Source organism: Schaalia naturae, from assembly GCF_042665795.1.
Lineage (GTDB): Bacteria > Actinomycetota > Actinomycetes > Actinomycetales > Actinomycetaceae > Pauljensenia > Pauljensenia naturae.
Window position 1 is genome coordinate 613,944 of the sequence record NZ_JBHTEF010000001.1, and the last position, 21,324, is coordinate 635,267.

At 64.3% G+C, this 21,324-nt stretch carries 18 protein-coding genes, 1 pseudogene and 1 other annotated feature; of the genes and pseudogenes, 14 read left to right on the top strand and 5 right to left on the bottom strand.

Annotated features, from left to right (window positions below):
• Positions 1-60 precede the first annotated feature (60 nt).
• From ACFQWG_RS02700 to ACFQWG_RS02715, 4 genes are all read left to right on the top strand, one after another.
• On the top strand, positions 61-2,157 hold the full coding sequence (locus ACFQWG_RS02700; RefSeq protein ID WP_380971862.1) for a DUF6541 family protein: 2,097 nt from the start codon (positions 61-63) through the stop codon (positions 2,155-2,157).
• A gap of 129 nt (positions 2,158-2,286) precedes the next feature.
• Entirely contained in the window at positions 2,287-2,535 is a 249-nt protein-coding gene (locus ACFQWG_RS02705) for a type II toxin-antitoxin system Phd/YefM family antitoxin (protein WP_291500216.1), read from the top strand.
• Between the two features lie 3 nt (positions 2,536-2,538).
• Positions 2,539-2,799 carry a Txe/YoeB family addiction module toxin gene (locus ACFQWG_RS02710; protein WP_380971864.1) on the top strand — a complete coding sequence of 87 codons (261 nt, stop codon included), beginning with the start codon at positions 2,539-2,541 and terminating at the stop codon, positions 2,797-2,799.
• A 101-nt stretch (positions 2,800-2,900) separates the two neighbouring features.
• Positions 2,901-4,193 carry a nucleotide sugar dehydrogenase gene (locus ACFQWG_RS02715; protein WP_380976182.1) on the top strand — a complete coding sequence of 431 codons (1,293 nt, stop codon included), beginning with the start codon at positions 2,901-2,903 and terminating at the stop codon, positions 4,191-4,193.
• A 207-nt stretch (positions 4,194-4,400) separates the two neighbouring features.
• Here ACFQWG_RS02715 and ACFQWG_RS02720 read toward each other — a convergent pair whose 3' ends face one another.
• Both ACFQWG_RS02720 and ACFQWG_RS02725 read right to left on the bottom strand, forming a co-directional pair.
• Positions 4,401-4,895: a PIN domain-containing protein gene (locus tag ACFQWG_RS02720; RefSeq protein WP_380971866.1), complete on the bottom strand. Its 495-nt coding sequence runs from the start codon at positions 4,893-4,895 to the stop codon at positions 4,401-4,403.
• Entirely contained in the window at positions 4,892-5,128 is a 237-nt protein-coding gene (locus ACFQWG_RS02725; RefSeq protein WP_380971868.1) for a ribbon-helix-helix domain-containing protein, read from the bottom strand. The genes ACFQWG_RS02720 and ACFQWG_RS02725 overlap by 4 nt, the downstream gene beginning before the upstream one ends.
• Positions 5,129-5,874: 746 nt before the next feature.
• Here ACFQWG_RS02725 and ACFQWG_RS02730 point away from each other — a divergent pair.
• Together ACFQWG_RS02730 and rfbA are read left to right on the top strand one after the other, a co-directional pair.
• Positions 5,875-6,471, top strand: a complete 597-nt coding sequence (locus ACFQWG_RS02730; protein WP_380971870.1) for an NlpC/P60 family protein — start codon at positions 5,875-5,877, stop codon at positions 6,469-6,471.
• A 229-nt stretch (positions 6,472-6,700) separates the two neighbouring features.
• Positions 6,701-7,576 (top strand): glucose-1-phosphate thymidylyltransferase RfbA, encoded by an 876-nt coding sequence (gene rfbA, locus ACFQWG_RS02735; RefSeq protein ID WP_380971872.1) that lies wholly within the window; start codon positions 6,701-6,703, stop codon positions 7,574-7,576.
• A 33-nt stretch (positions 7,577-7,609) separates the two neighbouring features.
• Here the strand turns inward: rfbA and ACFQWG_RS02740 are convergent, their stop codons facing one another.
• Positions 7,610-8,752 carry a glycosyltransferase family 4 protein gene (locus ACFQWG_RS02740; RefSeq protein ID WP_380971874.1) on the bottom strand — a complete coding sequence of 381 codons (1,143 nt, stop codon included), beginning with the start codon at positions 8,750-8,752 and terminating at the stop codon, positions 7,610-7,612.
• Positions 8,753-8,898: 146 nt separating this feature from the next.
• Here ACFQWG_RS02740 and ACFQWG_RS02745 point away from each other — a divergent pair, with 146 nt between their 5' ends.
• Both ACFQWG_RS02745 and ACFQWG_RS02750 read left to right on the top strand, forming a co-directional pair.
• A complete protein-coding gene (locus tag ACFQWG_RS02745) occupies positions 8,899-10,005 on the top strand; it encodes a glycosyltransferase family 4 protein (protein WP_380971876.1) in 1,107 nt (368 codons plus the stop codon).
• On the top strand, positions 10,002-10,955 hold the full coding sequence (locus ACFQWG_RS02750) for a glycosyltransferase family 2 protein (RefSeq protein WP_380971878.1): 954 nt from the start codon (positions 10,002-10,004) through the stop codon (positions 10,953-10,955). The genes ACFQWG_RS02745 and ACFQWG_RS02750 overlap by 4 nt, the downstream gene beginning before the upstream one ends.
• Here ACFQWG_RS02750 and ACFQWG_RS02755 read toward each other — a convergent pair.
• Positions 10,936-11,985: a glycosyltransferase family 2 protein gene (locus tag ACFQWG_RS02755; protein ID WP_380971880.1), complete on the bottom strand. Its 1,050-nt coding sequence runs from the start codon at positions 11,983-11,985 to the stop codon at positions 10,936-10,938. The genes ACFQWG_RS02750 and ACFQWG_RS02755 overlap by 20 nt on opposite strands.
• Positions 11,986-12,132: 147 nt before the next feature.
• On the opposite strand from ACFQWG_RS02755, the gene ACFQWG_RS02760 reads away from it, so the two are divergent.
• The 6 genes from ACFQWG_RS02760 (at position 12,133) to ACFQWG_RS02785 (ending at position 19,915) form a co-directional block, all read left to right on the top strand.
• Positions 12,133-14,001, top strand: coding sequence for a rhamnan synthesis F family protein (locus ACFQWG_RS02760; RefSeq protein ID WP_380971882.1), 1,869 nt, complete (start codon positions 12,133-12,135; stop codon positions 13,999-14,001).
• Positions 14,002-14,019: 18 nt separating this feature from the next.
• On the top strand, positions 14,020-15,285 hold the full coding sequence (locus ACFQWG_RS02765; protein WP_380971884.1) for an acyltransferase family protein: 1,266 nt from the start codon (positions 14,020-14,022) through the stop codon (positions 15,283-15,285).
• Positions 15,282-16,574 (top strand): alginate O-acetyltransferase AlgX-related protein, encoded by a 1,293-nt coding sequence (locus ACFQWG_RS02770; RefSeq protein ID WP_380971886.1) that lies wholly within the window; start codon positions 15,282-15,284, stop codon positions 16,572-16,574. The genes ACFQWG_RS02765 and ACFQWG_RS02770 overlap by 4 nt, the downstream gene beginning before the upstream one ends.
• Positions 16,575-16,647: 73 nt before the next feature.
• Positions 16,648-17,703, top strand: a complete 1,056-nt coding sequence (locus tag ACFQWG_RS02775) for an NAD-dependent epimerase/dehydratase family protein (RefSeq protein ID WP_380976184.1) — start codon at positions 16,648-16,650, stop codon at positions 17,701-17,703.
• 19 nt (positions 17,704-17,722) lie between these two features.
• Positions 17,723-18,589: an ABC transporter permease gene (locus tag ACFQWG_RS02780; protein WP_380976186.1), complete on the top strand. Its 867-nt coding sequence runs from the start codon at positions 17,723-17,725 to the stop codon at positions 18,587-18,589.
• The gene (locus ACFQWG_RS02785) at positions 18,590-19,915 is read left to right on the top strand and encodes an ABC transporter ATP-binding protein (protein WP_380971888.1); all 1,326 of its coding nucleotides are present in this window, start codon (positions 18,590-18,592) and stop codon (positions 19,913-19,915) included. It begins immediately after the preceding gene.
• Positions 19,916-19,942: 27 nt separating this feature from the next.
• Here ACFQWG_RS02785 and ACFQWG_RS02790 read toward each other — a convergent pair.
• Positions 19,943-21,226: pseudogene (locus ACFQWG_RS02790) on the bottom strand (IS3 family transposase).
• Positions 20,796-20,948 (bottom strand) — a sequence feature (AL1L pseudoknot). It overlaps the preceding pseudogene by 153 nt.
• Positions 21,227-21,324: the final 98 nt, after the last annotated feature.

Here is a 21,324-nt window from a genome sequence, read left to right on the forward strand (position 1 = left end):
GGGTCGAAGTCCATTTCAGGGAGGCGCGTCAGGCACAATGACCCCGGAGAAGGGATGGGAATGGGCGACGCGACGATGGTGTGGGGGCAGTGGGCGGCGGACGTGCCGCGCCTCCTCGTCATGACGGCTGTTCTCTTCCTCCCCGGTAGCCTGGGCGCCCGGCTCGCAGGGATGCGAGGCCCGCTCGCCGTGGCCGTCGGCCCGCTCCTGGCGGCCTGTACGGCGGCGATCGGCGCGGTCGCGTGCGGCGCCCTCGGTCTGCGGTGGGATGCGCGGACGTTCGCGGCGAGCCTCCTGATCGCGATTGGAGCGTGCGCCCTGTGCGGGAGGGCCACGCGGACCGACCGGCCTGCTCCGTCATCGGGGGCGGACAGGTGGTCTGCGCCTTTGGTCGGAGCGCTCGCGCTGGGCTGGGCCGCCATCGCATTCCCGTTCATGGCCCAGGCTGCGCCTGACACCCCGATCCAGGGGCACGACACGGTCTTCCACATGAACGCCCTGTGGCGGATTCTGGTGGACGGCAACGCCTCCGGTTTCGGCGGGCTTACCCGCATGTTCGGGCTGGACACGACGAGCACGGTCTTTCCGGCCGGGTGGCACGCCCTGGTCGCGCCCTTCGCCTCACGCACCACGATCGTGCCGGTGGTCAACTCCTTCTCCGCCCTCGTGCCCCTGATCTGGCTCACGGGGCTGGCAGCCCTGGCCGCGGCGATCCTTCCCGGGACACCGGCACTGCCGGCGCTCACCGTGGCGTTGGCGCCCCTGGTCGCCGAGTTTCCCACCTACATGCTGACGAAGTACCCGGCTTGGCCCAATGCCCTGGGCATGGCCCTGGTTCCCGCGCTGGCGGCGCTCGGCCTCACGGGGCAGCGCGCCGTCCGGCTCCTTCCCGCAGGATCTCCCGGGCGTCGACGGTCCCTGGCGATCTGGGCGGGAGCCTTGGTCGTCCAGGTCCTGGGGATCTGCCTGATCCATCCGCTGGCCGGGTTGTCCCTGGGGCTGCTGGGGGCAGGCCCCGCCGTCGTCGCGATGAGCCGGCGCTGGGGGCGCCTGGCTCGCTCGGGTCGGAGTCTGAGGCTGTGGGGAGAGGCGGTGGGCGCCCTCGGGGCCGCCGCCGCGGTCGCCGTGCTCGCCGTCGCGGTGCCGTTCCTCCATGAGCGGCTCGCCCGGATGCTCAGCGCCTTCCAGACCGTGCCCAACGTCGACTGGTACAACCCGTTCAAGGCGTTGTCCCTGTGGTCGATCGTCGACTTCGAGGCTTCTGACCGCGTCTGGCAGGGGCTCCTGGTCGCCGCCGTCTCAGTCAGCGTGCTCACGGTGGCAGGTGCGGTCGAAGCCCTGCGGACCCGGGCGGGGAGGCTGCTGGTCACGGCGTGGGCGGTCGCCTCCGCCCTCACGCTCACCAGCCTGATGCGCTCGGGCCCCCTGCTCGGGCTGGCAGGCATCTGGTACCTGAGCACGCATCGCACGATGGCGGTCCAGGCGGTCGCCCAACTTCCGCTCATGGCGCTCGGCGCGCTCGCAATCACCTCGGCGGCCGCCCGCGTCCTGAGTCCCTCCTCGGCGCGGCATCGCGGACAGTCGAGGCGCCCTCGTCGATCCCTCCCCGCGGGAGCAGGCGCATCCGCCCGGAACGTTCCGCTGACGATGGGGTTGGTTCCGGCACTGCTCATCCCGCTAGCCGGAGGGCTGGCCACCGCGCCGCAGAGGGCGGACCTCACCTGGAGGATGTACTCCACTGACTCCCCGTTCTCCACGATCGCGCTCACCGACCAGACGATGGCACTGGCCAGACGGGCGAGCGAGCTGATTCCCGAGGACGCCCTCGTCTTGGGCGACCCCTTCAACGGGTCGGCCTACGTGCAGGTGCTGGGCGATCGCGAGGCCGTCTTCCCCCAGTTGTACTTCCGCGAGTCGAACACGGACCTGGAGTATCTTCGCCAGCACTTCAACGAGATCTCCACGAACCCGCGCGTATGCTCGATCCTCCGCTCCGACGGGATCGGCTACGCATGGATCGACTCGGATCCGTGGCACGAGGGCGCCGACCAGTCGGCCGTCTCGCCCGGCCTCTACGACGTCGACCTCCGCGACGGTTTCGAGGTGCTCGGCCGGGCGGAGACCGTGTCCCTGGTGCGGATCACGGCATGCGGATGACTGCGGGCCGCGGCAGGGACCGCGTTGAACATTGAACACGGGCGCCCTATTGGCGGGGAACACAAGTCGTGAGTGTTGCTGGCGCTCCGCCAGACTTGTACCATATGTGGGACAAGAAGGAGGGTGAACATGGCCATCACAGCCAGCCAGGCTCGGCGGGAGCTCTTCCCTCTCATTGAGAAGGTCAATGACGATCGCGCCCCGGTGGAGATCACGTCAAGGCGGGGCAACGCAATCCTGATGTCGGTTGACGACTATGAGTCGTGGCAGGAGACCGCCTATCTGTTCCGTTCGCCCGCGAACGCACAGTGGCTGGTCGAGTCCTCAGAAGAAGCGGGGCGCGGCGAGGTTGTTGAGCATCCTCTTGATCGGTCATGAACGATGAGGGTGGTCTTCACCGCCCACGGATGGGCGGATTACGCATACTGGCAGCGCGCGGACCGGGCGGTGCTCCGTCGGATCAACCGTCTGATTGACGATGCACTTCGCGATCCCGCTCACGGAATCGGCAAACCTGAGCCGCTGAAGTACGGCATCGCAGGGGCGTGGTCACGACGGATCACAGATGAGCACCGACTCGTCTATCAGATCCATGGCGAAGACATCATCGTCCTCGCTGCCAGGTACCACTACGTGAAATAGACCGACGCGGCGGCCCCGGAATGAGCGGTTAGGATCGGAGCGCAGGGACCCGAGTCGCCGTCCGTCCCCGTCATCATCAGCGCATGAGAGAGGGAACAGGAATGCGCATCGCCGTTGTCGCTCTGGGGAAGATCGGACTGCCGCTGGCGGTCCAGTACGCGAGGTCCGGGCACACCGTGGTCGGCGTCGACATCAACGAGCGGACCGTGTCCCTGGTCAACCAGGGGAAGGAGCCGTTTCCGGGTGAGACCCATCTGGCGGAGTACCTGCCCGAGGCTGTGTTCTCCGGAGCCCTGAGCGCCACCACCGACTACGCGGAGGCCATCCCCGGCTCCGACGCCGTTGTGCTGGTGGTTCCGCTGTTCGTCGACGACCAGTCCCGCCCCGATTTCGGGTGGATGGACCAGGCGACGCGGTCGCTGGCCAAGCACGTCACCCCGGGCACACTGATCTCCTATGAGACGACGCTGCCGGTGGGGACCACCCGGGCCCGCTGGAGGCCGCTGATCGAGCAAGTCTCAGGCCTCGCAGAGGGCCGAGACTTCCACCTCGTGTTCTCGCCGGAACGCGTGCTGACGGGTCGCGTGTTCTCCGATCTGCGCCGTTACCCGAAGCTGGTGGGCGGTTTGTCGGAGGAGGGGACGCGGCGGGGGATCGCGTTCTACGAGTCAGTCCTCCAATTCGATGAGCGCCCCGACCTGGACCGGCCCAACGGCGTGTGGGATATGGGCAGCGCCGAGGCCGCCGAGATGGCGAAGCTCGCGGAGACGACGTACCGCGACGTCAACATCGGACTGGCGAACCAGTTCGCGGTGTACGCCGACAAGGCCGGCATCGATATCGAGCGGGTGATCCGCGCCTGCAACTCCCAGCCCTACAGCCACATCCACCAGCCAGGCATCGCCGTGGGCGGGCACTGCATCCCCGTCTACCCGCGCCTGTACCTGTCCACCGATCCCGACGCCTCGATCGTGTCCACCGCGCGCGCCGCGAACGCAGCGATGCCGGCCTATGTCGTGGGGCGCGTGGCAGAGGTCCTGGGCGATCTGTCCGGGTTGCGCGTGGCCGTGCTGGGCGCCTCCTACCGTGGGGGAGTCAAGGAGACGGCGTTCTCCGGGGTCTTCGACACGGTCGCCGCGCTGCGCTCGCGGGGGGCCGAGGTCCTGGTCCACGACCCGATGTACGCCGATGAGGAGCTGGCCGGGTTCGGGTGGGAGCCCTACCACCTGGGCGATCCGGTGGATGCCGCGATCGTGCAGGCCGATCACGCGGAGTACCGTCGCCTGGCGCCCGATGACCTTCCCGGCGTGCGCCTGCTCTTCGATGGGCGGCGGGTCACCGATCCCGCGCTGTGGGCGGGGACCCCGCGTCTGGTGATGGGCGCGCCCGCGTGAGGTGGGGGTTCCACGTCGAGTGGTCGTTCACGTCCCCAGTGACGAGGGCGCCCCGCGTGGCGGGGGTGCGTCCACACGACAAGCTCACCGCGCGGTCGGTGTGTTCTCTTCGTCCAACCACCCCGTGTGTCGAACTGGCCGTAGCAGGGCATCGGCATTCTCGTCGGCGAGTGCGTGTTCCCATGCGCCGTTACCTCTGCCGCAACGTCAGACGCGGCGCCCGATCAGGGCGTGGACGAACTCCCGCGGACGACAGATCCACGTTCCGCGCCAGTTGGGGCCGATGTCAAGCAGATGATGGTCGCTCGACACGACGATCGCCGCCTGGACGGACGGATCGAGCGCCAGTGCCAGAATGTTGTTGTCCTCGAAATCCTCCAGGCCGAAGTCGCGCACGACGGGCTCGACGACGCGCCCGCCGCTTGTCTCCCAGATGTCGACGAGCAGCTCCAGGTATTTGCCGATCAGCCGTTGGCTCTGACCGCACCGTTGCATCCCGTCCTTCACGGTGCAGGCGATGTGTGGAGACGAGTACAGCGCAAAACTGCCATCAAGAGCCAGGGAGAGACTGTCGGCGGAGGAGTTGCCTGACGTCGGAGGCACTTCGTCCAGTATCGGCGGGTAGGCGCCATCCGCGCCGAGGATGAAGTTCAGGTAGACGTTGACGTCGAAGACGACGGCAAGAGGGGTTCGCGCCGTCACGGTCGCGCGATCAGTTCGAGGACCTCATCATGGGTGTAGATCCTTCCCCCTCGCTCGGCCCTCGCCTCCTCGCGGACACTGACCAGGCGCTCGCGCAGGAGGTCCGCCTTGTACCTGCGCACGGCGGCCCGCAGGAACTCGCTGCGATTGCCATCGGCGTAGCGCTCGACCACTTCGTCAAGATCCGCGCGCATGGACTCATCGATCGCGAACCCCACCGTCCTCGCAGCCATGTCAACTCCCTTCTCCGGCACAACACTAGCCCTTTGCACACGCGTGTGCAAAGGCGTCGGCCTCAGTGCCCGATTCTACGGTGTCGCGATGAATGGATAGCGGCCCGAGTCTTCCCCGCTGGTGAACGGCTCCGCTTGGAGGCGACGGACAAGTCATCCAGTCTAGACGTTGAAGAACGTGACGGTCGACGAGTGCATCGTGAAGGTGCTGTGCAGTGGTGAGGCGGTCGGCCAGTCTCTGGCGGATTTGGGCGAACAGGGCACAAGACAGTCTGTGTTGATCGGGGACGGGGACGTTCATCGGGGTCGTCATCACTCCGTCAAGCGCTCGGCTCCCCGCTGTTGGAGGAAACCCGGTCAGCGGCGGGAAGAGAAAAGAGAAGGGGCGGCCTCTGAGTCAGCCAGTTAGTTAAGCTATATATTTTAACTCGTCTAGACTGACTCCCGCAACTATGTTCATCATGTGAGACGCATAGATTACTGCGACACGTAGTGCCATGATCCCAGTGTCGGCCGATCGAGTTGATCACTGAGACCTATAGGGCAACTTGACTTTAGCAATGATGCGGAAATGAGGCGATTTGCGATTGAGTCGGGAAATTGAAGCTTCGAACGACGATTCCTTTCATAGAGGTGGCGTCAGTAGGAGAGAGTTTCTAGAGATCCTCAGTGTACTGGTTCCCGGTTTTGCTTTGGCGGGCGCCGTGGGAACACGGTCAAATGCCGCTCAGGCCGCGACACCAAGCTTGGACACCTTCGTCAATGCCTGCCTTTCAAAGATCGGAAGGCCGTATAAGTTCGGATATCCCAAGTCGCCATCGGACACGACGAACGCGTACGACTGTTCGGGACTAGTGATGTACGGACTGTGGCAATGCGGACTCCTTACGAGCTCCCGGCTGAGCACAGAGGGGATTCTGGCGGCTCCGTGGATGGACTGGACGCAGGGAGTGAGCGGCGCCAAGAGCACGCGTGGTTCGCTTCTCTGGTTCACTGGGCACGTTGCTGTCTCGCTGGGCGACGGTACGTTGGTAGAGGCTCCCCAAGAGGGCGTTCCCGTGCACAGGGTCTCTGTGTACAACTCGTTTACGTATGGTGGGCGTATCACCCTGCTCACCTCAGGTGGGAATCCGATAACAGAGGAGAAGGACGAGATGTACGTGATAAAGTCTCCGAATCGAACGCATGCTTTGGTTTCTCCTGGCTTGTTCAGGCCATTTGAAACCTCGGAGCAACTCGAGGTTGTTCTAGCCGTATTCAGCCCGACGATCAAAGACAAGATCAACGATCGTCAATACGATGTCATCAAGGCGATTCTTACGATGGGCAACAAGGCCGACTGAATGCCCGAATCCTGAAGATGTCTCAAGATCGAGTATTCTCGGTTTGTGCGGCGTCCTTCCTCAAAGGGGTGTCCGACAGCTCGACGGAGCTGTCGGACACCCCTTTCTGTTTGGATAATCCTTGGACTTGGCGCTCGGCGGAAACCACGATAGAGCCCAGGGCTTGGCATAATGGGACGCAGTCGGCGGTGTGCGCCGACATGGTCGACTGTGCGGAGGCATCCACGCGATGAAGGGCATTATTTTGGCCGGAGGGTCGGGCACGCGCCTGAACCCGATCACCCTGGGGACCTCGAAACAGCTGGTGCCTGTCTATGACAAACCGATGATCTACTACCCGCTGACGACGCTGATGCTGGCGGGAATCCAGGACATCCTGGTCATCACGACGCCCCATGACGCCTCCGCGTTCCACCGTCTGCTCGGCGACGGGTCCCAGCTGGGGGTCAGCATCTCCTACGCGGTCCAGGAGGTTCCCAACGGGCTGGCCCAGGCGTTCGTCTTGGGCGCAGGCCACATCGGCCGTGACGCAGCTGCTCTGGTGCTCGGGGACAACATCTTCTATGGGCACGGCATGGGAACCAAGCTGCGCCGACACGTCGACCCGGAGGGCGGGGCTGTCTTCGCCTACCACGTCTCCAATCCACGGGAGTACGGCGTCGTCGAATTTGACGAGGATTTCAAGGCGATCTCCATCGAGGAGAAGCCGGCGAAGCCGAAGTCGAACTACGCAGTGCCTGGCCTGTACTTCTACGACAATGACGTGGTCGCCATCGCGAAAGACCTCAAGCCCTCTGCCCGCGGGGAGTATGAGATCACGGACGTCAACCGCGTGTACCTCAAGGCCGGCCTGCTCAACGTCGAGGTCCTGCCGCGAGGGACGGCATGGCTGGACACCGGCACGTTCGACTCCCTGGCCGACGCCACGTCCTTCGTGCGCACGGTCGAAGCCCGGCAGGGCATGAAGATCGGATGCCCCGAGGAGGTGGCTTGGCGTATGGGATTCATCGACGACGCGGGCCTGCGCGAACGCGCCGAGCCGCTGGTGAAGTCCGGATACGGCCAATACCTGCTGGATCTGCTCGATGGGGATCACGACGACTGAGACGGTGTTCCCGAGGGGCCTGTGTCGGGGGCGCTACCGGGTGTTGCGGATCGCGGCTCGATAGGCCTCAAGGTGAGCCTTAGCCGAGGCCGCCCACGTGAACTTTTCGGCCCGAGCGACTGCCGCCTGACTGAGTCGGATGCGTCGCGCGGGATCGTCGAGCAAGGCCCGCAGCTCGGTGGCGATGGACTCCGCTGACGGTTCGCAGTACGCCACCGCGTCGCCGCCGACCTCGGGCAGGGACGTGAGCCTCGTCGTCAGCGTCGCAGCCCCGCAGCTCATCGCCTCCAGGACAGGCAAACCGAATCCTTCGGCGATCGAGGGGTAGGCGAGGACCTCGCAACCTGAGAGGAATCCAGGCAGATCCTGCAGGGGGAGGTAACCAGGGCGGACCACGGTGAGTCCCTCGGGCACGTCCTCCAGCGCGGGCTCGACCCCTGCGTCCCATCCCCTGCCTCCGGCGAGGACGAGCGCGGGCGGATCTGCCATCCCCTGGACGGCGGCGGTCCATCCGCGCACCAGGTTCGGCACGTTCTTGCGCGGCTCCAGCGTGCCGAGGAACCCTATGCGTCGGCGCCCGGACAAGCCCAGAGAAGCGGCGACGCGGTTTCTCTCGGCATCATCAACGGGATGGAACACCGTTCGGTCGACCCCGTGGTAAGCGACGACGAAATGCCGGGCGTCACCGCCGGCGTAGCGGATCGTCTCGTCGCGTGTCGCCACGGAGGGAACGATCACGGCGTCCGCCACCTTGACGGCGCGCCGGATCGCGGTTTGGAAGAAAACCCTCTTGAGAGGGGAGTGGGCCTCCGGGTGGGAGAAAAAGGTCGCATCGTGCAGGGTGATCGCCACGGGGCACCCGGCCCGCGCGGGAGACGTGTAATGGGGCGAATGCAGGACATCCGGGCGGAGCTTGCGAACGAGAGCCGGCAGTCCCGCCTGCTCCCAGAGCATACGGACGGGACGCGCGTCGAGCGCCCCAGAGACGGGGATCACGCGGGCACTGGACAGGCGCTCGGAGAAATGCGCGGCATCGCGTTCCTTGACCGCGATGAACAGGTTGACACCCGCGTTCACCAGCTCCGGTGCCAGATCATCGATGTATCGGCCGACTCCGCCGAGGTTCGCGGGGATCGCTGTGCCGTCCAACAGGACACGAGGAGACTCGATGCTCACAGACTGACCTTCCCTGGGGCGTTGACGTCGGCCACGCCGAGCGCGTCGGCAGAGTCGTGCCCTGTGCACTCGCAGTGGAGACTGGAGACTTGCTTCATCGTAGCGGCCGCGTCATCGGCGATGGCAGAGTCGCATACGCTGGGCCCATGGATCCTCGTGTCGCGCTGGTGGTCGAACAGCTCTGGCAGCCGGTGCCGGGCGGCTCAGGACGATACATCGTCGAGCTGTCGCGCGAACTGGCATCGACGGGCGTCGCCGCGATGGGTATCGTCGCGCACCATGGAGCCTCCGAGCCTTCGGCGCGCGACCTCGGCCTGGGCATTCCTGTCGTGGCATCCCGTCTTCCGAGGCGCGCGCTCTACGCCGCATGGGATCGCCTAGCCCTCCCGTCGGTCGACCGGCTGTGCCGCGGCGTCCGCGTCGTCCATGCCACGACATGGGCGATCCCGCCCACCCGCAGGCCCCTGGTGGTCACCGTCCATGACACGGCGTTCCTGCGCGACCCGGGGCACTTCACCTCTCACGGCGCCGCCTATTTCACACGTGCTCTCGAGCGGACGAAGGCGCGAGCCGACCTGGTGATCGTCCCCTCCCAGGCGACAGCGGAAGACTGCCTCGGCGCTGGCATCCCAGAGTCGCGGATCCGCGTGATCCCCCATGGCGTGCGGCATACGGAGGTGACCGAGGGCGAGGTGGCCTCCTTCGCAACGACACACGGCCTCACCCGTCCCTATGTCCTGTGGGTCGGCACGCATGAACCCCGGAAGAACCTTCCGTCGCTGCTTCGAGCGCACCGCATCCTGCTGGATCGGGGCGGAGACCTGGACCTGGCCTTGGCGGGTCCTTCAGGATGGGGAGACGACTCGGAGGAGAAGGCGCTGATCTCAGCGCTTCCTTCCGATCGAGTCCACGTTGTCGGGCATCTGAGCGATCGGGAACTGGCCTGTGCCTATGCCGGTGCGTGCGTGTTCTGCTTCCCCTCGGTCTGGGAGGGCTTTGGTCTGCCCGTGCTCGAAGCGATGGATCAGGGGGTGCCGGTGGTGACCTCGAGGGGCACATCAATGGCGGAGGTGGTGGGATCGGCCGGACTGCTCATCGATCCCGTTTCGCCCGATCAGATCGCCGAGGCCATCGAGGCCGCTGCCGGTCCCGACCACATGCGTCTGGCGTTCGCGGGGCGGACGCAGGCCTCCGGGTTCACGTGGGAGCGCTCGGCACGGGCTCACGCCGACGTCTACCGGGAGCTCGCATGAGACGGCGCATCGTCGTAGTTAACTGGCGTCGTTCGGACCTCACCCTGCGTGCGCTCCGTTCCGTCCTCCCCCAGATGGGAGACGGTGACCGACTGGTGGTGGTCGACAACGGATCGGGGGACGACTCCACCGCGTGCTTGCGCTCACCCAAGTGGGACCTTGTCGAGACCGGACGCAATCTCGGTTTCGGGGGAGGGGTGAATGCCGGCGCCCGCGGAATGGACGAGGATGCGCTGGTCCTGCTCAACAACGACGCCGTCGCACAGGACGGCTTCCTCGACGCGATCACGTCGCCCCTGGGTGGACGGGTCGGGGCGACAACCGGGAAGATCCTCCTCAGCGGGACCTGGGTCCAGGCCCCTCCTGGGTGCGCCGACGCCCTCGTCGCAGGGGACGGGAGCCGGTGGACGAGGACGGAGGGGGGCACTGTCCTCGTCAACTCGACGGGGAACGTGCTCGACTCCTCCGGAAACGGATCGGACCGCGACTGGTTGGAGCCAGAGGGCGTGGGCGACGCGCCAGCCGAGGTCTTTGGGTTCTGCGGGGGGGCCTGTGCGATCCTCCGCGAGGCCTGGGACCAGGTCGGACCGTTCCGCGAGGACTTCTTCATGTACTACGAGGACACGGAGCTGTCATGGCGGCTGCGAGAGGCCGGGTGGGACATCGTCCACGTACCGGGAGCGAGGACCGTGCACGATCACGCTGCGTCCTCGGGCACGAACTCGCCGATGTTCCTGCGCGTCAATGCCCGCAACAGGATCCTCGTCGCTATCCTCCACGGACCCGTGTCGATGGTCGTGCAGGCGTTGGCCCGCACCGTCGGAAGGACCCTGCAGGGGCCCGACCGGGGACCCGTATTGCAGGGGCTCGGAGAGGCGGTCGCGAGGATGCCGCGGACGCTGGTTGACCGGGTGGGACGTGCCCGGGGGATCAGCGTGGGGGATCGCTGACACGTCCACCGAACAGGCGGGAGCGGAGCTGCTGCCAAGTGTTCTGGCGCGCCAACAGCTCGTCGAGTTTGGTAGACATCTCCTCCAGTCGGGCGTTCTGTTCGCTGATGGCACGCACCAGGTCGGCATGCACTGCGTCGATGTGTTGTGTGTGGTCCGACGCAGACCGGCTCGCGCGCGAAAGCGCCACTCCGAGGGCATCTCCCACGTGCTGGTCGAGGCGCCGGAAGTATTCCGCGGTCGTCAGGGCAACCGCAGAGGCCTCCGCCACCGGAGCGTGCTCTGCAGCCCGAAGGTAGCGGTCCCGGATCTGGAGATTGATGTCGTGGTGCTCCTGGCGCTCGGAGACCACGGAATTTCCTGCCTCTCCGTCGATGGGCGGACGGTGGGACCAGTGGGCCAGCGGTTCCCCGTCGATGAACCCGACGGGTCCCTCGAGGAGCAGACGAAGCGTGAACTCCCAATCCGCCTGGACCTCGAGGGTGTCGTCCCAGTGACCGATGCGGTCCGCCACGGTGCGGCGCACCACCTGGGCAATGGGAGGATTCGTGTTCGCGACCATGGTGTCGACGAGAGTCACGGAATGGAGGTCTGCTGCAAGCACCTCCCTGGAGTCCTCGATGAATTGACCATCTTCGAGGTGTTCATGGACCACATCACAGCGCGTGAACACTGCTACTTCTCCGGGCCTGTCGACCAGATGTGCGATGGTGCGCTCCAGGAACGAGGGCTCCCACCAGTCGTCGTCGTCATGGATGGCGAAGAACTCGGAACGGGTCGCATCGAGCCCCACGTTGACCATGGCTTCGCGCCCTCGCTGGTGCTCGTTGTCCACCACCAGCACGCGGGCGGCGGCGCGGTCCGGTAGAGCCGCAACCGCGCGCTCGACCTCTGCCAGGTCGCCACCATCATTGACCACGACGTGGACAAGGTCTTCGAAAGTCTGTGCGGAGACGGACCTCAGAGCGCGATGGAGGAAGACCGGTCGGTTCCGTGTCCTCGTGATGACAGCAACGGGGGTGGTGAGCACGGTTATCCTTCGTCATCGGGGAATCGAGCATCACTCTACTACCACCAACCTGCTCCCGGAGGACCAGAAGGTATACTCGCCGTGATTACGGCGGCCTTCATGCTGAACCAGTCTGACCGCCCAGTCTCCCGACATGGAGTTGCCCCGATGCGAAGAGTCGCGATCTACTTCCTCTACGACGCACAAGGGCGTGCAGACGAATACGTCATCTACGCGCTCGCGCACCTTCGGCCCTTTGTTGAGCATCTTCTCGTCGTCTCGAACACTCCGTTGGAACTGTCCTCCCGGGCCGAGCTCGCCGACATCGCCGACGACATCCTCGTGCGTGAGAACCGGGGATTCGATGTCTGGGCGTACAAGGAGGGTCTGGAACGCATCGGGTGGGATTCCCTCGGACAGTACGACGAGGTCCATCTCCTCAACTACACATTCTTCGCGCCCATCCACCCCTTCGCTGACCTCTTTGCTCGGACCGACTCATGGGACGTCGACTTCTGGGGGGTCACCGAGCACGACACAGTGCGTCCCCACCCGTTCCTCGCGAGATCCGAAATGCCCCGGCACATCCAGTCCCATTGGATTGCTGTGCGGCATTCGTTGGCGGCGGACGCAGAGTTCCGGCGCTACTGGGACGAGATGCCGCCGATCACCTCGTACGACGACTCGATCCAGTGGCACGAGTCCAGATTCACCGAGTACTTCGACTCCCGTGGCTTCACACACCGGGTTGCGTTTCCTGTCGACGAATACCCTTCACAGAATCCTGTCTTCGACAATGCCGTGATGCTTCTGGATGACGGATGTCCGATCCTCAAGCGACGGAATCTTTTCCATGACCCGCTCTACCTCGACAGGTTCGCAATCATCGGACGGGACATGCTGGATCGGGTCGAGGCCGCGGGGTACCCGGTGGACCTGATCCTCTCGAACTTGGCGAGGAGTTCCGAACCCCGCAACCTGCTCACCAACGGGGGCCTCACCGAGGTCATCGCACCAGTTGCCGATCCGGTCGTGCGCGAACGGGCCGCGGGGCTACGGATCGTGGCGATCGCTCATATCTTCTACCCCGAGATGACGGACGAGATCCTCGACAGACTCGACTGTCTTCCTCCCGGCTACGACCTCGTCATCACGACGAGTTCCGAGGAGAGTAGGGCCGCCATCCAGGATGTTCTGGACCGACGTGGCCGTAAGGCAGATGTGCGATTCGTGTCGACGAACCGGGGTCGGGACATCTCGGCGTTCCTCATTGACTGTGCCGATGTGCTGAGGTCACCCGACTACGACATCGTCGTGAAGGTCCACTCCAAGAAGTCTGTCCAGGACGACCACAACGCAGCGGACCTCTTCAAGAGGCACTTGTTCGAGAATCTCCTGGACTCGCCGGACCACGTGGCGAACGTCCTCGACCTTTTCACACGGTACGAGAGCCTGGGAATGGTCTTTCCACCGGTGCCCCACATGGGTTACCCCACCATGGGGCACTCATGGTTCGCGAACGTGGATCCTGCGAAGAAACTGGCAGCGCGCATGGGGATCACGGTTCCTTTCGATGCCCATACTCCTCTGGCTCCCTATGGGTCGATGTTCATCGCGCGCCCGCAGGCCCTTCGTCTCATGGTCGACGCAGGGCTCAGCGCCGAGGACTTCCCGGAGGAAGGACAGTACTCGGACGGATCTCTCGCGCATGTGGTGGAGCGGCTCTTTGCCTATGCCTCATTGAGTGTCGGGTTGCACTGCCGAACGGTGCTGACCCCGAGGTGGGCATCGCTCTACTACGGATACCTCGAGTACAAGCTTCAGAATGTCTCCTCTCTTCTCCCGGCCTACGCCATCGACCAGGTGCCTTACCTCGAAGCGCGCCTGGGTGCGGTCCCCAATCTCCTCGGAGTTGCCAAGACCGACCTCATGCTCCGCAGCCAGCGGTTGGGCAACGCCCTGAAGCCGGCCTACCGGGCGGCCAAGTCCATCTACGGGGGTGTGCGTGCTCTACGCGCCAGACTCCACCGGTCCTGACCGAAAGGGTTTGAAACCATGAGCGACCATCAGTCAGCGATCACACGCCACGCGAACCATATGCCGCTCACGGTGGGGCAGGCGTTCAATCCGCGGTCCAACTCGATTGGCTTCCTCCGGTGGCTCATGGCGTTCCTCGTGATCTTCTCCCATGCGGGTCCGATCGGTGGTTTCTACCACGGGGAGGATCTCGGGGTGCAGATCTCCGATGAGCAGTCGCTCGGCGGGGTGGCCGTGGCTGGCTTCTTCTTCTTCTCGGGTTTCCTCATCACACGGTCCCGGATGGGGCGTTCGACCATCTGGCGCTATCTGTGGCGCCGCTGTCTTCGAATCTTTCCTGCCTTCTGGACGGCTCTTCTCCTCACAGTCGGGGTGCTTGCGCCGATCGCATGGATCCACGGAGGGGGAACACTCCACGGATATCTCCATCCCGACAAGGAGTCACCCCTCACCTACTTCGTCTCGAACATGTGGTTGCACCTCGGGCAGCGCAACATCGCTGGGATGGGCAGCCAACTGCCCTATGCCGTTAACCATGGCGCTTACGACTGGAACGGTTCCGCCTGGACTCTGGAGTACGAGTTCAGGGCATACCTCATTGTCGCGGTCCTCGGCTCGCTGGCAATACTCGCCAATCGGAAGCTCGGGGGCCTCTTTGCTGGTGGCATGATTGTGCTCAATGCCCTGCAGTGGATGGGAGCTGGGAGTGTCGTCTCCGTCAGCCCCCTGTTCGGGAACATCTACAACCTGATGTTCTTTGCCCCGTACTGTTTCGGGATGCTCTTCGCACTCTACGGAGACCGCATTCCCGTCGACGACCGCTTGGCAGTAGCAGGCATCCTGCTGGGGCTCGGGACCTATGCCTTGGGGGGCTGGAACATCGTGGGCCAGTATGGTTTTGCCTACTTCCTCATGTGGCTGGCCATTCGTTTACCCCTGACGAACTGGGAAAAGCACGGCGACCTCTCCTACGGCATCTACATCTACGCCTGGCCGCTCATGACCTTCTCCGCATTCTTCGGTCTGCAGACCAAAGGCTGGCTCGTGTACCACCTGGTGATTGTCGTGGGGGTGCATGTTCTCGCCTACCTTTCCTGGCACCTGATCGAGAAGCCGTCAATGGAGTTGAAGAACTGGACACCGAAGCCGGTCCATTTGGTCATCGACAGGTGCAGGCCGAGATATGAGCAATTGTTGAGACGTCTCATAGTTCCGGCTTTCTCGTCCTCGCGATTCGCAACGCGCATGCTTGAGGAGCGCGGTCCAGAGGGGGACCCGCGATGAACGCCGAGAAGGACGATCGGTCCGGCCACACCAAGGGAGATGAAACAGTCTTCGTCGACTCCTCCACCGGTCTGCGTGACGTGGCTGTGGATACTCGGCAACCCAGGTGGGTGCGCGTCCTCCGTTATACGCCTCTGGTGCTCATGGTGTGTCTGGCAGTGCTCGCGACGACCGTCGGTGTCTGGTACCAGCAGACGCACAAACCCGTCACGGTTCCCCAATCCCAATCGGGCGCCGACAGCCAGTCCAGTGCCACAGCAAGGGTGTCGTCCCTTCCCGGGGTCTGTGCGAAGCAGGTTTCCCAGCCGGATCAGGGGCCTTGGGATGCGTCGGACACGTTTCGGACCGAGGCGGCATTCACCTCGGTCACTCAGGGATTGGGGGCATGGGTCGAAGGCAAGGACCACTACCTCTTCTGGAGTGACGCCGTGAACGCGAACATCTCCCAGGCGGTCGGACGGGTCCACGTCGACGAGGCACAAATCCAGGCATGGGCCGACTACATCACGGGTATTTACCACGTGGCAAAGGAGAACGGCGCCCAATTCCTGGTCATGATTGCACCGGCGAAATGGGATGTGTACCGCGACAAGCTCCCTGAGTGGGTAGACGGGCTCGAAGGACCGACGTCACGGGAGCGTCTTATGGCGGCTCATCCGGAACTGCCATGGATCGACGTTCGTGGTGCCCTGGTCGGCGAGCGCACGGCCGACCCGGACACCCCTCTCTATTCGCGAGTCAACTCACACTGGACGCCCTACGGTGCGTCGGTAGCGTGGGCCAGAACCCTGGAGTGTCTTTCCGCTTTGGACAAGACGTTGACGGATCTGCCTGGCCCGGACATTGAGAGCGTCCTCCAGGAGGAGGCGCCCGACGAGTTCGCTGCGCTCGGTGCGACGGCTTCCTGTCCTCAGGACTGGACGGTCCCCGTCTATGCCTACGACCCGGGTATCGTCTCGGTGTCCTACCTCCAACGCAATGTATCTGCGACGATGCAGGTGAGCGGGGGTCTCGACTTCGCCGATCTCCCCGTGACCACCACGAATCCGTCGGCGCCCGACCACACGCTCCTGGTTGCCAGGGACTCAATGGGCAACGCGCTATCGACGGGCATGATGGCGTCCTTCCGCCAGACCATCCAGGTCCGCAATGGATTTGATGTCGACCAGCCTACGGCCCTCGAGGCCCTCGTCGATCTGTACCGACCGGACGTCGTGATTCTCGAGTTCGCAGAACGTTACCTCGCCCAGACCCCGGGGAGTGGGGGAACCGGGGCGGACGCTGGTTGAGGAGCCCCATGTTGTACATTGGAATCTGCTTCGGGACACGAACGTGTCTCTCTCAGGGAGAAGGGTGTTGGCTATGTCCACGACGTGCCTGGTGACGGGGGGAGCGGGCTTCATCGGTTGTGCGGTGTCTTCCGGACTGGCGGACAGTTTTGACCGCGTGGTGGCAGTGGACATCATGCATCCCCAGATCCATGCGAATGCTAAGCGTCCCGAGGAGCTCGACGAGCGCGTGGAACTGCGTCGTCTCGACGTCCGTCTGGAGTCCGACTGGGATGAACTGCTCTCCGATGTCCACCCAGACGCCGTGCTCCATCTGGCTGCGGAGACCGGGACGGCGCAATCCCTGAAGGAGGCCTCCCGTCATGCCGAGGTGAACGTGATCGGGACGACCCGGATGCTCGATGCCTTCGTCCGCCACGACGTCATGCCTGAGAAGATCGTCCTCACATCCTCGCGTGCCACCTACGGAGAGGGAATGTGGGAGGACGCCGCGGGGAACACGTCGTACCCGGGGATGCGGACCCATGCAATGCTGGAGGCCGGCCAGTGGGATTTCCCGGGCCTGAAGCCGATGGCTCAGCATTCCTTGAGGGTCAAGGCGTCTCCCGCGAACGTGTACGCGGCCACCAAGTTCTGCCAGGAGAATCTCATCGCTTCGTGGTGCGGGTCTTTCGGGGTCACGCCGGTGTTGTACCGCTTGCAGAATGTCTACGGTCCGGGTCAGTCCCTGATCAATCCGTACACGGGGATCGTTTCGCTCTTCGCCCGGTTGGCGAAGGCGGGAACGTCGATTCCGGTGTACGAGGATGGTGACATCGTCCGTGATTTCGTGTTCATTGACGACGTGGCCAGCGCCGTAGTCGCCGGTGTTCTGCACTCAGGGCCCAATGTCACCCCGTATGACATCGGCCTGGGCGAGCGCACGACGATGATGGAGATCGCGCAGGAGATCGCGAGGCACTACAGGGCTCCTGATCCTCATGTCACGGGTCAGTTCCGTGATGGTGACGTAAGGGCGGCGTGGGCGGACATCACTGATTCGAAGGCGGCCCTTGGATGGCAGCCGAAGGTCTCCGTCAGCGAGGGTGTCGACCGTCTGTGTTCCTGGATCGACGCCCAGCAAGCATGATGGGTAGCACGTGGTGAGCATACGGGCTCAGTTCACACAACCGACGTCGAGTCGTGGAACGACGCTTAACCTGATCGCCCAGCTGACCAGGCGTCAGATCTCCTCGGAGTTCAAGGGAACGATGCTGGGGCGGTTGTGGTCCTTCATCAACCCGCTGGCGACCATTGCCGTCTATGCCCTGATCTTCGGGCTCGTCTTCCGCGGGTCCGTGGAGCCTGGCCGCAACTCCGGCGTGGATTCCTTTGCGTTGTGGATCGGCATCGGCGTCCTTTCGTGGGACTATCTCTCCAGCGGCATTACGCGGGGCATGGACGCGCTTACGGGGAACGCGGGTCTGCTTACCAAGGTTTACTTCCCCCGCTACGTGCTCGTGGTGACGGAGATCCTCTCCCTGACATACGACTTCCTGTTCGAGCTTGTCGTCATGGTTGCCATCATGGCGCTGGTGGGGGGGCCCGAGGTACTGGTCATGGTTCCCGGCGTCATTCTCGTGACGTTGCTGACCGGCTTGTTCTCCCTCGGATTGGGACTCACCCTGTCCGTTGTCTCCGTCTACTTCCGGGACATCTCACACCTGTGGGCGGTCTTCAACCAAGTGTGGATGTACGCCTCAGGCGTCGTCTTCCCACTGTCCATGCTCCAGTCCGTTCAAGACCGTCTCACCGCTGACGGATGGAACGTCGGAGGACGGCCGATCCCTCTCATCACGCTCTTCCGTGTGAATCCGGCGGAGAGCTATCTCGAGGCCTTCCGCTCCCTCCTGTATGACTTCGCCTGGCCGTCACTGAACGTGTGGTTGCTGTGTCTCGGGTGGGCAGTGGCCTCCATGGGTTTCGGCATCTGGGTGTTTGTGCGTCATTCCGCGCGGATCGTGGAGGAACTCTGAATGTCCAGCAGTGAAGTTGCCGTGAGCGTCACCGACGTGTCGAAGTCGTTCCGCCTCTACAGGAACCGGAACCAGTCGCTCAAGGGTGCGTTCGTCCGAGGGGGACGTGGGTCCTTCGAGGAGTTTTGGGCGCTGCGTGGGATTGACCTCGAGATCCCGGAGGGCAAGACCTTCGGGCTCCTCGGGCACAATGGTTCGGGGAAGTCGACACTGCTCAAGTGCATGGCGCGCATTCTCACACCGGACACGGGGACGATTCGCGCCAAGGGGCGTATGGCGGCCATGCTCGAGGTGGGGTCGGGTTTCCACCCGGAATTGTCGGGACGCGAGAACGTCTATCTCAACGGTGCAATCATGGGGATGACTCGCAAGGAGATCGATCGGAAGTTCGACGACATCGTCGATTTCTCCGGTGTCTCCCGCTTCATCGACCAACCTGTGAAGAACTACTCCTCGGGCATGTACGTCCGCCTCGGCTTCTCCGTTGCGATCCACGTCGAACCCGACGTCCTTCTGGTCGACGAGGTCCTTGCCGTGGGCGACATGGAATTCCAGGATCAGTGCATGGCGAAGTTCGCCCAGTTCAAGGACGAGGGTCGTACGGTCGTGGTCGTCTCGCACGGGCTGGAGCAGATGCGGAGCTTCTGCAACGAAGTGGCTTGGCTGGACCACGGGGAGCTCTCTGCCGTCGGTCCGGCAGCCGAGGTCATTGACCACTACTCCGATCAGTCCCGCGGAGCGGTGTCCGTCGAGGGGGGCGGAACACGTTTCGGCTCCGGAGAGGCGTCGATCACGAGAATCGATCTCCTCGACAGGAACAGCGTTCCTGTCCAGCGGCTGCATCCGGGGGATGAGGCGTTGATCCGTCTCCACTACGTCTGTCGCCAAGAGGTCGATCGTCCGGTCTTCGGAGTCTCGATCGACACGAGGGACGGCGTGTGGGTGTGGGGCCTCCATGGTCTCGACGCCCGCTACGTCCCCGAGAGGATCGAACGGGGTGAGGGATCTGTGGATGTCCGAGTTCCGGCGTTGCCTCTCCGGCCGAACTCTTACACCCTGTCGGCGTCGATCCAGGACTTCGAGGTGACCCAGGTGATTGACGCCTGGCAGAAGGCTGTGAAGTTTGATGTCCAACCCGGTCCCGGCATGGAATCGGGAGGGATAGTGGTGTTCGGGGCGGACTTCGAGCACCTTCAACCAGAGATGCCGATGGTGGACATTCCCGCGCGTTCAGCTGCGGATTTTAAGGAGTTGGAGTCACGGCAGGTCGACGAACGCAAGTCCGCGGACGAACTTGCAGCGGCCGTGAGCCTGACAGGGGAGTGAAGCGCCCTGGGTTTTGTGGAGGCTCGGTTATCTGGAACCGGCTCCGACGGGAACCTGTTCTCCAACGTAGCTGACGGACTCGTGGGATGCCCAGTGCGCGGCCTCGTAATCGACCGGCGGGACCTGCCCGATCTCGCCGTGCAGGCGCCGGTGGTTGAACCAGTCGACGTATTCCGCGACCGCGATTTCAACGTCCCGGATCGAGGCCCACCCGCCCTTGGGGCGCATGACGGGATTGCGGATGCACTCAGCCTTGAACAGCGAGTTGAACGCCTCGGCTATCGCATTGTCGTAGCTGTCGCCGAGGGTCCCGACCGACGCGACCGCCTCGGCCTCGGCGAATCGCTCGATACTGAACTCCGGCATCGCTGTGATGGATCAGGCCGGTGGTGTCCTGCCCGGCTCTGCGGCGTTGCCAGAGACCCATATCGAGCGCGTCGAGCGCGAGGTCGGTGCGTAAGCTCGTGGACACCTGCCAGCCCACGACACGGCGGGAGAACACGTCAATGACGAACGCGGCGTAGGTCCAGCCCGCGTGGGTGCGGATGTAGGTCAGGTCCGCGACCCAGAGCTGGTTCGGCGCGGTCGCGGTGAACGCGCGCTTGACGAGGTCAGCGGGCCGGTCGGTCTCCGCGCCCTCACCGAACGTGGTCTTGCGGGTCTTGTCGCGGCGGATGCCCTGGATGCCCGCTGCGCGCATCAGCCGTTCGACCGTGCAGCGGGCGACCTCGACACCCTCACGATTCAGGGCGGCGTGGACCTTCCGGGCGCCGTAGACGCCGAGGTTGTCCTTGTGGACGACCCGGATGTCCTCCGTCAGCTCCGCGTCTCTCACCGCCCGCGCGGACGGCGGGCGCGCTTTCGCGGCGTAGTAGGTGCTCGGGGCGATCTGGACGTCCGCATCACGCAGGACCTGGCAGATCGGCTCGACCCCGAACCGGTCGCGGTTCTCGTCGATGTAGTCGACGAGCACCGCAGTCGGCACCTCGGTTACTTCAGCTTGCGGTCGAGCTCCGCTGCGGCGAAAAACGCCGACGCCGTCTTCAGGATCTCGTTCGCCCGCCGCAGCTCCCGCACCTCGGCCTCAAGGTCCTTGATCCGCCGCGCCTCCGCGGTCGTGACCCCGGGCGCCTGCCCGGCGTCGATCTCGGCCTGCTTCACCCAGCCCCGCAGCGTCTCCGGGTTGATCCCGAGCTGCTCGCCGATGCGCTGCAGCGCACCAGCCTTCCGTGCGGGGTCCTGCCTCGCCTCGACCGCGAGCCGCGTCGCACGCTCACGCAACTCGTCCGGGTACTTCTCCGGTGCTGCCATGACTCTCATCCTCCATGAGTTGAGAGCCTCCACCGACCCCAGGACGCTTCAATGAGCCGCTCGTATGCCACACCACTGCGCGTCATACCCGGTGGTCC